The sequence below is a fragment of the Lachnospiraceae bacterium KGMB03038 genome (assembly GCA_007361935.1).
Classification (GTDB): Bacteria; Bacillota; Clostridia; order Lachnospirales; family Lachnospiraceae; genus Massilistercora.
Genome location: CP041667.1, coordinates 1,637,700 through 1,652,421 on the forward strand (window position 1 = coordinate 1,637,700; position 14,722 = coordinate 1,652,421).

Here is a 14,722-nt window from a genome sequence, read left to right on the forward strand (position 1 = left end):
TAGGTAACTTGTCAGCCGCAAGGACTGAATAAGGACAGAGGCGGTGAACGGATATGCAGCTCCATAGGCAGCCACCCGGTTATTTACGCTTTAAGGAGCGGAATTTCCTGTATGCAGCAAAAGCAATACCAGCCGCAGACAGTCCGAGCATGACCGCAAAGGCGGCTACATTCGTAGTATCGCCCGTTTTAGGAGCGTCCGTTGATTTTGTCGGAGTCTCCGGCGTGTCGGGTGTCTCTGGAGTTTCTGGTGTATCCGGCTGCTCTGGTTCATCCGGTACTTCCGTGATTGTCACAGTCTGCCCCTCGTCAGTGATGTCTTTATGCTCTGTGACTTTTACCGGCTCGTCCGGGTTCGTCACGTCGTAAAGCTCCTCAAATGTGACAAGCTGCTTTCCGGCAAGAGAGGAAGCGTCAAAAGTAAAGACAATCTCAACTTCCATATCCTCACTGTCAGCCGTAAAGGTGTAATCATTTTCCACACGTTTGCCGTCAATGAGCAGCTCCGCATTTTCGTCTTTTACCATCTGCCAGCCTTTGAGCTGGTAAGCTGTACCAACTTCCAGACCGCTAAGAGTGATCATATCCACGATAGACACCTCTTTGCCGGCGGTGATTTCCTTTTCACCGTCCGCACCTGTCGCCGTTGTGTGAATTTCAATTATCCGCTCGGTAATAAGTACGGTCTGCCCCTCGTCGTCAATGTCCTTATGTTCCGCTACCTTTACCGGCTCGTCCGGGTTCGTCACGTCGTAGAGTTCCTCAAAAGTCACCAGATTTTTCCCGGCAAGGGCAGAAGCATTAAAGGTAAAGGATACCTCAACCTCCATCTGCTCTTTATTTGCGGTAAAGGTGTAATCACTCTGCACCGGCTCGCCGTCAATGAGCAGCTCGGCGTTTTCATCTTTTACCATCTGCCAGCCTTTGAGCTGGTACTTTGTACCGACTTCCAGACCATCTAAGGTGACGATATCCACGATAGTCACCTCTTTACCGGCAATGATGGACTTCTCACCGTCCGCACCTGTGGCTGTAGTATGGATACTAAGCTCTTTCTCGTATTCGTCCGTCAGTGTTCCTAAGTCAATGACTGTCTTATCTTTGGATACTACGATTTCAAATGCAGGAATAAGCTGAAAGCCTTTGTTGCTGTCGCAGCGGAGTTCCTCAATCTCGTAGGTGTCATACAGGAGCGCACCTTTGGAGTCGTCCGGCTCTGATGTACCGAACCAGATACCGTCCTCGCTGTTCTTGCCCTCGTTTGTGTTCTGCTTGTGGGATACCCATGCAGAAGAAGTGGAAAACTGACCGTTTGCGTCCGTCACAATGATGTGACTCTCGCCGGTAGTCTTGCTCATGATCCGAAACGGAACATTTGCAAGACGCTGATGTGTTCCGGCACCAATCTTCACACCCTCAATGTCGCCACGCTTAATCTGGTTATAGATGGACGTATCCTCGCCGGTCAAATCCACGATTTTCCCGTTCTCTGTGATGGAAAACTCTACCGCTTTAGCGCCCTCGGTCAGATAACCGTCGGGAGCTTCGCTTTCTTCGATACGGTATTTCCCGTATGGCAGTGTGTCCGCAGCAGTAGAAGCGATACCGTCAATGCCGGTACGGATTGTTTTAACGACTTCGCCCTTATTGTAGAGCTTGCCGTCTACCAGCACGGGATTGTCATTGAGCGTGATAATCTCAAAGGCAGCGTCTTTCAGTGTTGCGCCGCCCTGTGCTTTGGTATCCTTTGTCTCTAAATCCCGTTTCTGTATCTGCACGCCGCCACGAATGACCTTGTCGGATACAGAAAATTGATTGCTGCCGGTAAGGCCAGCCAGCTCCCCGTCCTCGGTAATCTGTGTGATATACAAGCCGGTAATCTGTTCTTCACTTCCGGCAGCCTGCATATATGCGCCCTCTAACAGATAGCCGGAGGGAGACTTTGTTTCTTCCACGGTCAATGTACCCAGAGGAAGCACGGCTGTTCCGTCCTGGGTATAAAAGCCGTCGCCGGATACCTTATATTTATCAGCCAGCCGGGATACATAGTGAACCGTGCCGTCGCTGTCTTTTTTAGCGAGTGTCTTTGTTGTCCATGTCCTTGTAGGCTCTGCCGGGAGGTTATCAGCCGTATAATATCCGGCATAGAAATTCCATGTGAACTCTGCACCCTCTAAGGAAGCGTTACCCTGTGCGGTAGCTTTTCCTGTCTCCATATCAATCTTAAACAGTTCGATAAGGGTATCTGTGACCTTTGGCGTATCCGATACGCTCAAAGTGGCGGTCTTTCCGGCTTCCACGGATAACGGATACACAGTCTTGTCCAGCTTGTAGCCAGCCGGAGCGGACAGCTCCTTGATATAGACCGTACCAGCTTTGACCTCCACGGTTTCTGTATTTCCGCTGGTATCCGTTGTAAGGGTGGCAAGCTGCTCTGTGCAGCCTTTATCAGAATAGACACCATAAACCGCACCGGCGATTGAATAATTCCCGTTGCCGTCTGTAATGCTGGTATTACTGGAAGTCTTTTTCAGTGTGGCATTTCCGACAGCCAGCTTTGCCCAGAACTGACCTAATTCCTGCCCCTCGCCGGAGTAGATATAGCCGCCGCACTCATACCGTCCTTTATTCTCATTGACAAAGGTTTTCGCACCGCTGTAGACTTCGTCCTGTACTGCCTTTGAGATTTCATCATAGGAAGCACGGACATTATCGCACTGCCAGCCAAGATGGACGCTCAAACGCTGCCAGACCACACACTGTTCCAGTAAGTAGACCTGTTTATAATTCAGACTACTGTGACTGGCGGCATACTGTTTGACGTATTCCAGAGAGAGGGCAATGTCAGCGATCTGGTCTGCACTCATGCGTGTGCTTGCGTCCGCTCTGGTCTTGTATCCATTGCGGAAGTCTGTGTTGATGTCGATACAGTAGGCTGTCTCGCCCTCCACTTTCATAATGCCCTCATTAAAGGTTGAACCGATAGAGCCGTCGTTCATCACCTTTTCAATATGACCGGCTCGTTCTGCTGACTCTGTCCAGTATTGCGTCTCGGCAGCATGAACCTGTGAAGCCGGTAGAGTGGTAAACACAGCTGCCAGACTAAGGAAACCAGCCAGCAGCCGGTTGAGTATCTTTTTCATATGGATTGTTTTCTCCTTTCATTTTGGGTACAAAAAAGGACGCTCATTTCTGAACGTCCTAAAAAATCATATCTGAACTTTTAAGGAATACTTGTACTCCGCATAATGTTCACCCAGCACATAATCAATCACATTTGCTTTTGGTATAAGATAGGTAGAGCGGATATAAAAATGTTTGACTTTGTTCTGCCGCATGAGCTTTCTTGCGGTGGTGTCGCCTATGCCGCCCAGCATTTCTCTGAACTGTTCCAAATTCACAAGGTCTGGATAATCCTTAAATCGTTCTTCGTAATATTCTTTATTCCTCATTCTTCGTCAGCTCCTTATATCAGATTGTCAGTGATAGGTGCTGACTGCTTTTCTTCTATAAATATATTTATAAGTATCTTGCCGGGAGGGGAGTAATGAATATCCCTCCACATCCCTCCTAATATCCCTCCAACGGGAAAATTTACTTGCCAAACCGCATTTTTTCAATTATCCTTTATCTGTAAGGTTTATTTGTTGCCAATGGCTGAAAGGACTTGAATTTATGCGGTTTTCGCCGGTTTTTCAGTACCATTCAACACCAGTATGTTCCAGATACTTCTGAATGGTTTGTAAAACTCAAAATCTTGCGGGGGCGACCTCGTGTGGGTTCAAGTCCCACCATCCGCACGGAAAACCTTGAAAGTACTGGCAGTGCAGTATTTTCAAGGTTTTTTCTCTATATACTTTCTTTTGGCTTTTAAAATATGCCAATTTAGTGTATACTGAATGGTAGCGCGAAAGACGCGCGGATCTATCAGCCGATAAATGGAGGCAGAGCTTTTTATATGAGAGAAAAAATCGTATTGATCGACGGACACAGCATTTTAAACCGGGCCTTCTACGGCGTGCCGGACCTGACGAATTCAGAGGGGCTTCACACCAATGCTGTGTACGGCTTTTTAAATATTATGTTCAAGATCCTGGACGAAGAACAGCCGGAATATCTGACGGTGACCTTTGATGTCCATGCCCCGACTTTCCGGCATGAACTGTATGAAGCTTACAAAGGGACCAGGAAACCTATGGCGGTGGAGCTGCGGGAACAGGTTCCAGTGATCAAGGATGTCTTAAAAGCAATGGGAATCCAGATCATTGAACAGGCGGGCCTGGAAGCGGACGATCTGCTGGGAACGATCTCCAGACAGTGCGAGGAGCAAGGGCTGGATGTGTCTATCATATCCGGGGACCGGGATACGCTCCAGCTTGCCACGGATCATGTGAAGATCCGGATCCCCAAGACAAAACAGGGACGGACCGAGGTGGAGGATTACAATAGGGAGCAGGTGAAAGAGAGGTATGGCGTCACCCCTGCTGAGTTTATCGATGTGAAAGCTTTGATGGGGGATTCTTCCGATAATATTCCCGGAGTACCGGGAGTGGGGGAGAAGACGGCTACCAAGATCATCCAGGAATATCATTCGCTGGAGAATGCCTATGCCCACGCGGAGGAGATTAAGCCTCCAAGAGCCAGTAAGAATCTGAAAGAGTATTGGGAGCAGGCCAAGATGAGCAAGGTCCTTGCCACCATTGAAACCCACGCGGATATTCCGTTTGAATTAGAACAGGCCCAAAAGGGTGAGCTTTATACGAAAGAGGCTTATGAACTGTTTCAGAGACTCCAATTTAAGAACCTGCTGGGGCGCTTTGAGGTCCAGGCAGATGCCAACGCGGTGGAAGAACATTTCCGGGAAGTGACGGATCCGGAAGAAATAGAAAGAGTGCTGGCGGAGGCGGCCGAAGCGGATGTGGTAGGCGCCGCGGTGTCGGAGGACCCGGAAGCGGTGCTGCCTCTTTTTGCCCACCCTTCCGGTTATGGGAGGATTTCCATTGCCTATGGGCCAAAGCAGGTAGTTACCATTCCCTGCTCCATAGAACTTGGTATGGATGAGCTGCTGAAAAAGCTTTCCGTCCTTTCCGGGAAGGTAAAAGTATTTGCCGTGTGCGGACTCAAAGGGTATCTGGAGAGCCTTCCGGACATTCGGGAAGAAAGCTGCTTTGACCCGATCATTGCGGCGTATCTTCTGAATCCTTTGAAAAGTGATTATGATTATATAGATGTGGCGAGAGAACAGTTGGATCTTCTGATCGACGAGAAGCTGAAAGTGAAAGAAAAGTCTTGTTATGAAGCTTACACTGCCTGGGCTGCTTATCCCCGTCTTCTCGAAAAGCTGAAGGAGACAGGAATGGACCAGCTGTTTGCCAAGATAGAGATGCCGCTGGTATTTACTTTGAGAGATATGGAAGCGGCGGGCGTAAAGGTAGAGGCAGAAGCTCTGAAAGCATACGGGGAACAGCTTGGAGAACGGATTGTGGATCTGGAACAAGAGATCTACGGCCTGGCGGGAGAGATCTTTAATATCAATTCGCCCAAACAATTAGGGGTGATCTTATTTGAAAAACTGAATATGCCCCACGCCAAGAAGACGAAGACCGGGTATTCCACCGCGGCGGATGTGCTGGACAAACTGGCGCCGGACTATCCTTTGGTGGCTAAGATCCTGGAGTACCGGCAGCTTGCCAAATTAAAATCCACTTATGCGGACGGCCTTGCCAACTATATCGGGCCGGATGGCAGGATCCACGGGAAATTCCATCAAACAGTGACAGCTACTGGAAGGATCAGCAGTACAGAACCAAATCTGCAGAATATCCCAGTCCGGGTGGAGCTGGGCAGACTGATCCGAAAGGTATTCATTCCAGAGGACGGCTATGTCTTTGTGGATGCGGATTATTCGCAGATCGAGCTTAGAGTGCTGGCTCACTGTTCCGGGGACCAGCAGTTGATCCAGGCATACCGGGAAGCCAAAGATATCCATAGAATCACGGCGTCTCAGGTGTTCCATGTGCCTTTCGAGGAAGTAACGCCTCTCCAGCGAAGGAACGCGAAAGCCGTTAACTTTGGGATCGTCTATGGGATCAGTTCCTTTGGACTGAGCCAGGATCTGAGCATTACCCGGAAGGAAGCGGCTCAGTATATTGAGGATTATTTCCGCACCTATCCGGGAATCAAACGCTTTTTGGATGATGCGGTGGCTCACGCAAAAGAAAAGGGATATGTGGTCACGCTGTTTGGAAGGCGCCGGCCTGTGCCGGAACTTTCTTCCAGCAATTATATGCAGCGTTCTTTTGGCGAACGGGTGGCAATGAACGCCCCGATCCAAGGAACAGCGGCGGATATCATCAAGATCGCTATGATCGGTGTGGGACGAAGGCTTAAAGAACAGAACATGCGGTCCAGACTGGTATTGCAGGTCCATGACGAACTTCTGATCGAGGCGCACAGACCGGAATTGGAAGAAGTAGAGAAGATCTTGAAAGAAGAAATGGAACAGGCGGCATCCCTGGATGTGCCATTGGAGATAGATATGCATACAGGAGAAAACTGGTACGAAGCAAAGTAAGAGGTGGAAGCGTATGAAGATTATTGGAATTACAGGAGGCATAGGAGCCGGGAAAACACAGGTTCTTGAATATCTGCATAATCGGTACGGGGCTACCGTATGCCAGGCGGATGATGTGGCAAAGAAACTTCAGAAAAAGGGCGGGGCGTGTTATGACGCCATTGTAGAACATTTTGGAGAAGAGATCCTGGATGAAAAGGGAGAATTAAACAGAGACAGGCTGGGGGAGATCGTATTTTCAGACTGTTCCCAGCTGTCGCTGCTCAACAGCATCGTACATCCGGCGGTGAAAGAGGAAATCTTAAAGAAGATTCGCCAGGAAGAGCGCAGGAATACGAATTTGTTTATTATAGAGGCGGCTCTTTTGATCGAAGATCACTATGATCAGATCTGCGACGAGTTGTGGTACATTTATGTGGAAGAAGCGATCCGTAAGAACCGTCTGTTTTATTCCAGAGGCTATGACGCGGCAAAGATTGAGGATATCATGCGGGCGCAGCTGCCAAAGGATATGTTCCTGAAACATTGTGACAGGGTGGTCGACAACAGCGGTGTATTTGCGGAGACGATGCTGCAGCTTGACAATATTATCAAAGAATTATAAAGGATGGATGACATACATATGAGATTATGCAGTATTGCCAGCGGAAGCAGCGGAAACTGTATCTATGTGGGGGACGATCATACGCACCTTCTGGTGGATACGGGAATCAGTAAAAAAAGGATTGAAGAGGGGCTTTCTTCCCTGGATATTAAAGGGGATGAGCTGAATGGTATCCTGATCACCCATGAACATATCGATCATATTCAGGGACTGGGGGTGTTTAGCAGAAGGTATGAGATCCCTATTTACGCTACAAAAGGAACCATTGAAGGAATCAAAAACTGCAGGAGTCTGGGGAGGCTGCCGGAAGGACTGCTGCACGAGGTAAAGTTAGATGAGGGATTTGATCTGGGAGAAATGAAGGTCCGTCCATTTGCGATTTCTCACGATGCCAATGAGCCTTCCGGTTTCCGGATCGAGAATCAAAGGAAGTCCGTGGCGGTGGCGACGGATCTTGGGATGTACGATACCTATACAGTGGAGAATTTGAAGGATTTGAACGCTGTGGTATTGGAAGCCAATCATGACATCCATATGCTGGAAGTAGGGCCTTATCCATATCCGCTGAAAAAAAGGGTCATGGGGGACAAAGGCCATCTTTCCAATGAGTGGTCAGGGAGACTGCTCTGCGACATCCTGCATGACGGCCTGCAGTATGTGCTGCTGGGCCATCTGAGCAAGGAGAATAATTATGAGGAGCTTGCCTATGAGACGGTGAAGCTGGAAGTCAGCATGGGAGACAATCCCTACAAGGGAGAGGATATCCCTATGATGGTAGCAAAAAGAGACTGTGTTTCAAAAATCATTACATTATAAGAAAAATGAGGTGTGGGAATGGAACGAATCGCAATCGCAACAGACAGCAATAGCGGGATTACGCAGGAAGGGGCAAAGGAACTGGGGATACGGGTTTTGCCAATGCCTTTCTATATCAATGGGGAACTGTATTATGAAGATATTACGCTGACGCAGGAGGAGTTTTATCAAAGGCTGGCGGAAGACGCGGATATCTCTACCTCTCAGCCGGCGCCTGCCGATGTGATCGGCCTTTGGGAAGAGCTGCTGGAAGAGTATGATAAAGTGATCTATATCCCTATGTCCAGCGGGCTTTCCAGCTCCTGTGAGACAGCTATGGGACTGGCGCGGGATTTTGAGGGAAAGGTTTATGTGGTGAACAATCAGAGGATTTCGATCACGCAGCGCCAATCCGTACTGGATGCTATGGAGCTGCGCGACGCCGGCCTTGGCGCGGAAGAGATCGTAGATGTTCTGATGAAAGAGAAGCTGGAGGCCAGTATCTATATCACAGTGGATACTCTGAAATATCTGAAAAAAGGCGGAAGGGTGACACCTGCCGCCGCGGCGATCGGCACGGTTCTGAATTTAAAGCCGGTGCTCACCATCCAGGGAGAAAAGCTGGATGCGTTCGCTAAAGTACGGGGGATCAAGTCGGCGAAGAAGACGATGCTGGATGCCATGGATAAAGATATCCATGAACGGTTTGCCGGGAAGGAAGTCCATCTGGAAGGAGCCTATACCTGTTCCGAGGAGGAAGCAATGGAATGGAAGCGGGAGATCGAAGAAAGGTTCCCGGGATATGATGTAGTAATGGACAAGCTTTCTCTGAGCGTAAGCTGCCATATCGGGCCGGGCTCCATTGCCATTGCCTGCAGCAAAAAGATTTAGGAAATGTTATAGGGAGAGAGATTATGATGAGAGGGAGAAAATGGCGTGGCTGCCTGGGAATTTTTGTGCTGACCGCAGCGCTTTGGTGTTTGGCGGTTCCTGTAATGGCCGGGCCTGATACGGAAGAGGCAGTTGATGTTGAGCCGGGATCCACAACGGAGATGGAACCGGATCAGACGTATCAGATTTCTAGTCCGGCAGAAACTATGACTTCTTACATTTTTAAGTTTACCCCTCAGGAAGACGGCGGATATTATCTGGAATATGACGGCGAGATCAATGGTTATGAACTGGGACTGGAGTACTATGTGACGGACGGGGAAGAAAATCTTCTTGCCGGCGGTAATGGCTCCGGATACTATATGCTGAAGGCGGGAGAGACTTATGTGTTCGATATGGATGCAATCCCTAACTACCGGGGGGCGGCCGCCGCAGGCCAACTGACCATGACGAAAGAGTATGATTGGAACGAGTGTGTCTATGTAGACGGAAATCAAATCGCCACAGAACTCGCTCAGAATTTCAAGATTCTATACCTCCCGGACGGAGTGAGGGGGATGAAAGACAATTCATACGTTTATGGGATCTATACGCTGATTCTGCCGGATTCCATTCAAGATCCGGTTGACCATATGGATTTCTGGACCGCTTCCTACCGCTACGAGACAGCAGGGACTTCCGGGCGATATCTGGCGGAGGACGGCGTGCTCTATGATCAAAAGGACAGAATCCTGCGGTATGTTCCTCCTGTGAGAGAGGGGAGCTACACGGTCAAAGATGGTACAAAAGAAATTGGAAGCAGCGCGTTTGAGGGGACAAACCTAGAAGAAGTAATCTTTCCGGATTCTGTGGAAACTCTCTCAAGCTTTGGGAAGAGCGAGACGCTGAAAAGAATTAAGCTTCCGGCTGATGCTTATGGAATGAGCGCAGAAGCTTTCCAAAGCCTATATGCCCTTGAGTCCCTTGAGGTCTCGGAGGCAAGCGAGAGATACGAGAGCAGGGACGGCGTGCTTTTCAGCGACAATTCTGACGGCACATGGACGCTGGAATTTTATCCCATCGGGAAGGAAGACCTCTCTTACACGATCCCAGAGGATGTGAGCTGGCTGGCCTCGGGATCTTTCGCGCAAAGCGGTACGGAAGATGAGGCGGTACGGAACCTGAAATATCTTACGATTCCGGAGACGGTCATAAACTTGAATGGGTTTCTTCAGGCCGGAAACGGCTACAGCGTCTATACAGAGCTGACACTTAGAGGCTATGAAGGCTCGGCAGCCCATCAATATTACCTGGAGAATTTTATTTTCAGCGACCAGATCAAGTGGGAGACGATCGGAGAAGACGGAGAAGATGAGAAACGGGACTTTACGCTTAAAGTCGATAATAACAGTTTCCAGCATTTGGGAGTGGGAACGAAGGAAAGCGGATTCTGGGGCACAGACGGGATTGAACTGACGGATGAGGATTACCAGAAATTATTCCGCCATGAGATGGAGGATGGCGTACGCGACTATTTGAGAAACTACATCAATGGCGATGTGAAATGGAAAGGATCCTGCCATGGGATCGCCACGGTCATCGGGCGAGTGTTTAACCAGGATATGACGGTCGCGGAGGTTTCGGACAGCGGAAGATCCTGCGTTTATGATCTGGATCAGCCCTATGAGGATCAGGAGTATCTGTCTGCTATCAGTTATTATCAGTTGATGCAGTATGTGGATGATCCGGGGATTCATGAACTGGCTTCGGTTTATCACAAAAGGCCCGGTATGATAGGAAGTCTTTTAGATTTTCTGAAAGGGACAGATTCGGGAGAGATGTCTTCTCCGGCGGAATTTGAGAATTTTTTTGATACGATGAGATCTTCTCTGGACGAAGGGAAGATTTTACTCCTCCGCAGTCCCAGCCACACTGTTTTGGTGACGGGTTATGAGACAACAAACCAGGGTTATACTTTTCAGATTTATGATGAAAACAGCGTGAACAGCGAACATCCAGAAGGTGAACTTTATGAATGGAAGGTAAGCAAGGATTTTATGAAGTTTAGCTGCGCCGGCTTTTTCACACATGATGGGGAACCCTTTAATGAAAAAACCTTCGGATGGCTTTCCATTTTACTGCCTTCTGAGACGGACCAGGGCCATATGGCGGAGCCCAAAGAGGATGTGACCGATATCCTGATCGATGCGATGGACCGCTTTACAATCCGGGATTCAAAGGGAAATACCTTGAAAAGTGACGGAAAACAGGAAGTGGAAGCGACCATGGAGGTGGAAGAGCTTCAGACGATCAATTCCACCCTGGGAGATGACGCGCAGGGGTCTTTGGAGTGTAAATTTACGGTGCCGGATGAGGAGACCTACCAGATTTCTGACCTGGGAGAAGAGGCCGGGATTTCCCTCTACAATGACAAGGGATACCTGTCGCTTCGCGGAACTGGGATCAGATCCGCGAAGATGACGCCGGGAGAAGGCATTGAGATTCAAGGGGAAAAGGGCGGTTCTTTTACGGCTGTTATCGACACTGACGAGAAGGTCGCAGAAAATGAGACCGGACTTATTTCTGTTTCCGGTACGGTAAAAGGAGATGGAGCGATCAAAATCCAGACTTCCGGTGAGACAGTGACGATTAATTCGGAAAATGATATAGAGGATCTGAAATTGGAATCCTTTGTGGAGAATGAAGCGCTTCCGCTGAAGATAGAAAACAGCCAGGGAGGCGATAATCTGAAAGCAGGTGAAGCGGTTGCTGTAAAGGCGACTGATTTTGGAAAACAGGATGATTCAAACGACCCCAATGGGGATGAAACGAACTCTGGAGATGCGGGATCAAACAATCCGGGAAAAGGAAATCCAAGCGAAGAGAATCACACGCCGGATACAGGAGATGTCAGAGCAGGCAGATATCTATTTGGCTTTTTGATATCAGGAATGGTAATCTGTGGGACAATATACTTGAAGAAAAGGGTTCAATGGAAACAAAGATAGTAAATAAGCTCGCCAAAGGCGGGCTTATTTTGCGGAAAATAGAGGGTTCCCATTGAACAGGCAAGGTCAGCAGCGGACGATCTGCTGCTGGTATTCGCTGATGAAGGGGAGCTTATACTTGTCTGTGATCACGCTTTCGTAGAGGTCGGCGGCGAAGATATCCTGTTCGATCATGCGGGCGGCGGCTCCGGTAAAAGTTTCCGTCTGAGAGAGCTTGGTGACCAGCGGGATCTGGGAGCTTCTCTTGAGTTGGGAGAAAAATGGGGCCGAGTCTTTCCGGAAACCAAGGATCCTGGCGTAAGGGCATCCGCCTTCCTCCTGATACGAGAGCATGTCCGCTCTGGTAATATGGAGAAGGATGTGGAACAGACTGCGGCTTATGCGGGAATAGGTCAGTTCTTTTGTCTTCAGCAGACCGCAGAACTGATCAAAATGCAGGAAATCATTCCGGCAGTTCATGATCCGATTTGCCAGCTCTTCTGACACATCCTGATATTTGACCAGGCTGTCTCTGGATTCCTTCATAAGCTGATATTTTAAAAGTAAAGAAAAGTCGTCGCTGTAGACAGGATAGCGTTTCCGGTAACTTTCTTCTAAAAGCCGGATGCAGGAAGGAGGAACCTGGCCTTCCAGCCTTGTCATTGTCTCTGATAGTGTAGGCTCGTCAAAAAGACCGTCAGATTCCAGATGAATAGAATTGCCGGCAAATTCCAAAAGTCTTCGTATGGCGGAGGCTGAGCTGCAGCTTTCAGAAAGTTGTGTGTCGTGGTAGCCGGAGACCTTGCGCTGGATGGTATAGGCTTTCATTGGACTGTTGTTCCGATGAAGGGCTTTCAGGTACTCGATGCCAAGGATATTATTCGGCTGTTCCAGGATCAGATCCAGTCTATCATCTTTGAAATAAGCTTTAAGTGCCATTTGTCTGGCCAATGGAAAAGACATACCGTTCCGAAGGCCTTCCTGGAGTGAAAATTGGTATTCCTGCGGCTCGTCCGCCGTAACTTTGGCAATCTCATCCAGGAGGGAAAAATCCCCGCACTCACTCCCAAAACAAATAGCGTCCACACAGCCCAGGCGTTCCAGCAAGGAGACGGCGCCGACGGCAAAATACTCGGCGCTTCCAGTGGCCCAGCAGACGGGAAGTTCCAGGACAATGGAGACTCCAGCCTCTAAAGCGACCTTTGTCCGAAGGCGTTTAGGCATGATGGCTGGGGCTCCTCTCTGCACATAGTTTCCGCTCATAACAGCGATGGCAGCATCTGCGCCGGCAATGTCAAGCGCCTGTTCTAAATGATAGAGATGACCGTTGTGAAAAGGGTTGTACTCTGTGATCAATCCGACAATTTTCATGAAGAATCTCCTTGTATATCTTTTTCAAATTGATTATACTATAGAAAGACTGACCAGGCAAATATCAGAAAGGAGGGAGATTCATGGGAGACGAAAAAAGAACCAACGGACCAGAAGCTCAAGAAGTGGTTCCCGAACAGACGTGGGAGAATCCGGAGGAGCGCGCGGAACTGACAGAAGAACGAATCCTGGACATGTTGGAAAACCGGCAGTACAAGGAATTGAAAGAAGAGCTGGAGAATAACATGTATCCTGTGGATCTGGCCGATATTCTGGAAGAATTTGACCAAAAACACCTGGTCATGGTATTCCGTCTTCTGGCGAAAGAAGAGGCGGCAGAAACCTTTACCTACATGAACAGCGACATGAGAGAGCTTCTGATCAATGCCCTGACGGACTCCGAGCTGGAAGAAGTCATGGAAGAAATGTATCTGGACGATACGGTAGACGTTTTGGAAGAGATGCCGGCAAACGTAGTGGACAGACTGCTTCTTGCCACAGATGAGGAGACCAGGACCCAGATCAATCAGCTGCTTCAGTATCCGGAGGACAGCGCCGGAAGCGTGATGAATGTGGATTACATCGCGCTTAGGAAAGAGATGACAGTGGCGGAATCCATCCTGAAGATACGGCAGGTGGGAATTAATAAGGAGACCATCTATACCTGTTATGTGACGGAGAAGCGGAAGCTGATCGGACAGGTTGATGTGAAAGAACTGCTGACTACCAGCGAGTCTAAGACTATCGAAGAGATTATGGAGACCAATCTTCTGTACGCCCATACTACGGATGATCAGGAAGATGTGGCAAAGACTATTAATAAGTACGGACTGATCGCTCTTCCGATTGTAGATCATGAGTTCTGTATGGTGGGAATCGTAACGGTAGACGACGCCATGGCAGTATTACAGGAAGAAACAACGGAAGATATCAGTATCATGGCCGGTGTCAGCCCTAGCGAAGAGTCCTACTTTGGAACAACGATCCTGGAACATGTGAAAAGCCGTCTTCCCTGGCTGTTATTCCTTATGCTGTCCGCAACGGTGACGCAGATGATCATGAACAGTTACGAAGCGGCGCTTGCGGTCATGCCGCAGCTTGCGGGATTTATCCCCATGCTGACGGGAACTGGAGGAAACTGCGGTTCCCAGAGTTCCACCCTGGTGATCCGGGGACTGGCGGTTGGAGAGATTGAATTTGCGGATCTTTTGAAAGTAATCTGGAAAGAAGTACGGATCGCTGTCTGTATCAGCGTGGTCCTGGCCGTGGTGAACGGTGTGAGGATCGTTGTGATGGGACAAGGAGACGCGCTGATGGCCCTGACGATCGGCATCACCATGGCCTGTACGGTAGTGATCGCCAAAGTGGTGGGATGTACCCTGCCTTTGATCGCCAAGAGAGTGGGATTGGATCCGGCGATCATGGCGACTCCCCTGATCTCTACCCTGGTGGATATCAGCACCATCAGCGTATATTTCGCGATCGTAAGCTATGTATTCCATCTGTGAGAAAAGATATATTT

The 14,722-nt window shown here is 49.1% G+C and carries 9 protein-coding genes; 6 read left to right on the forward strand and 3 right to left on the reverse strand.

Features of this window, described 5'->3' with window-relative positions:
- Positions 1-79: 79 nt before the first annotated feature.
- Both FND36_07830 and FND36_07835 read right to left on the reverse strand, forming a co-directional pair.
- The gene (locus FND36_07830; protein QDW73949.1) at positions 80-3,142 is read right to left on the reverse strand and encodes an LPXTG cell wall anchor domain-containing protein; all 3,063 of its coding nucleotides are present in this window, start codon (positions 3,140-3,142) and stop codon (positions 80-82) included.
- Positions 3,143-3,208: 66 nt separating this feature from the next.
- Positions 3,209-3,451, reverse strand: a complete 243-nt coding sequence (locus FND36_07835; protein ID QDW73950.1) for a DNA-binding protein — start codon at positions 3,449-3,451, stop codon at positions 3,209-3,211.
- A gap of 506 nt (positions 3,452-3,957) precedes the next feature.
- On the opposite strand from FND36_07835, the gene polA reads away from it, so the two are divergent.
- Genes polA through FND36_07860 form a run of 5 tightly spaced genes read left to right on the forward strand, consistent with a single transcriptional unit; the run spans position 3,958 to position 11,850 of the window.
- Positions 3,958-6,573: a DNA polymerase I gene (gene polA / locus FND36_07840; protein ID QDW73951.1), complete on the forward strand. Its 2,616-nt coding sequence runs from the start codon at positions 3,958-3,960 to the stop codon at positions 6,571-6,573.
- Between the two features lie 13 nt (positions 6,574-6,586).
- Positions 6,587-7,177: a dephospho-CoA kinase gene (locus FND36_07845; GenBank protein QDW73952.1), complete on the forward strand. Its 591-nt coding sequence runs from the start codon at positions 6,587-6,589 to the stop codon at positions 7,175-7,177.
- Between the two features lie 18 nt (positions 7,178-7,195).
- The gene (locus tag FND36_07850) at positions 7,196-7,993 is read left to right on the forward strand and encodes an MBL fold metallo-hydrolase (GenBank protein ID QDW73953.1); all 798 of its coding nucleotides are present in this window, start codon (positions 7,196-7,198) and stop codon (positions 7,991-7,993) included.
- 18 nt (positions 7,994-8,011) lie between these two features.
- Entirely contained in the window at positions 8,012-8,863 is an 852-nt protein-coding gene (locus FND36_07855; GenBank protein QDW73954.1) for a DegV family protein, read from the forward strand.
- A gap of 23 nt (positions 8,864-8,886) precedes the next feature.
- Entirely contained in the window at positions 8,887-11,850 is a 2,964-nt protein-coding gene (locus FND36_07860; GenBank protein QDW73955.1) for a leucine-rich repeat protein, read from the forward strand.
- Between the two features lie 66 nt (positions 11,851-11,916).
- Here FND36_07860 and FND36_07865 read toward each other — a convergent pair whose 3' ends face one another.
- Positions 11,917-13,200 (reverse strand): nucleotidyltransferase, encoded by a 1,284-nt coding sequence (locus FND36_07865; GenBank protein QDW73956.1) that lies wholly within the window; start codon positions 13,198-13,200, stop codon positions 11,917-11,919.
- A gap of 194 nt (positions 13,201-13,394) precedes the next feature.
- On the opposite strand from FND36_07865, the gene mgtE reads away from it, so the two are divergent.
- Entirely contained in the window at positions 13,395-14,708 is a 1,314-nt protein-coding gene (gene mgtE, locus FND36_07870) for a magnesium transporter (GenBank protein QDW75578.1), read from the forward strand.
- Positions 14,709-14,722: the final 14 nt, after the last annotated feature.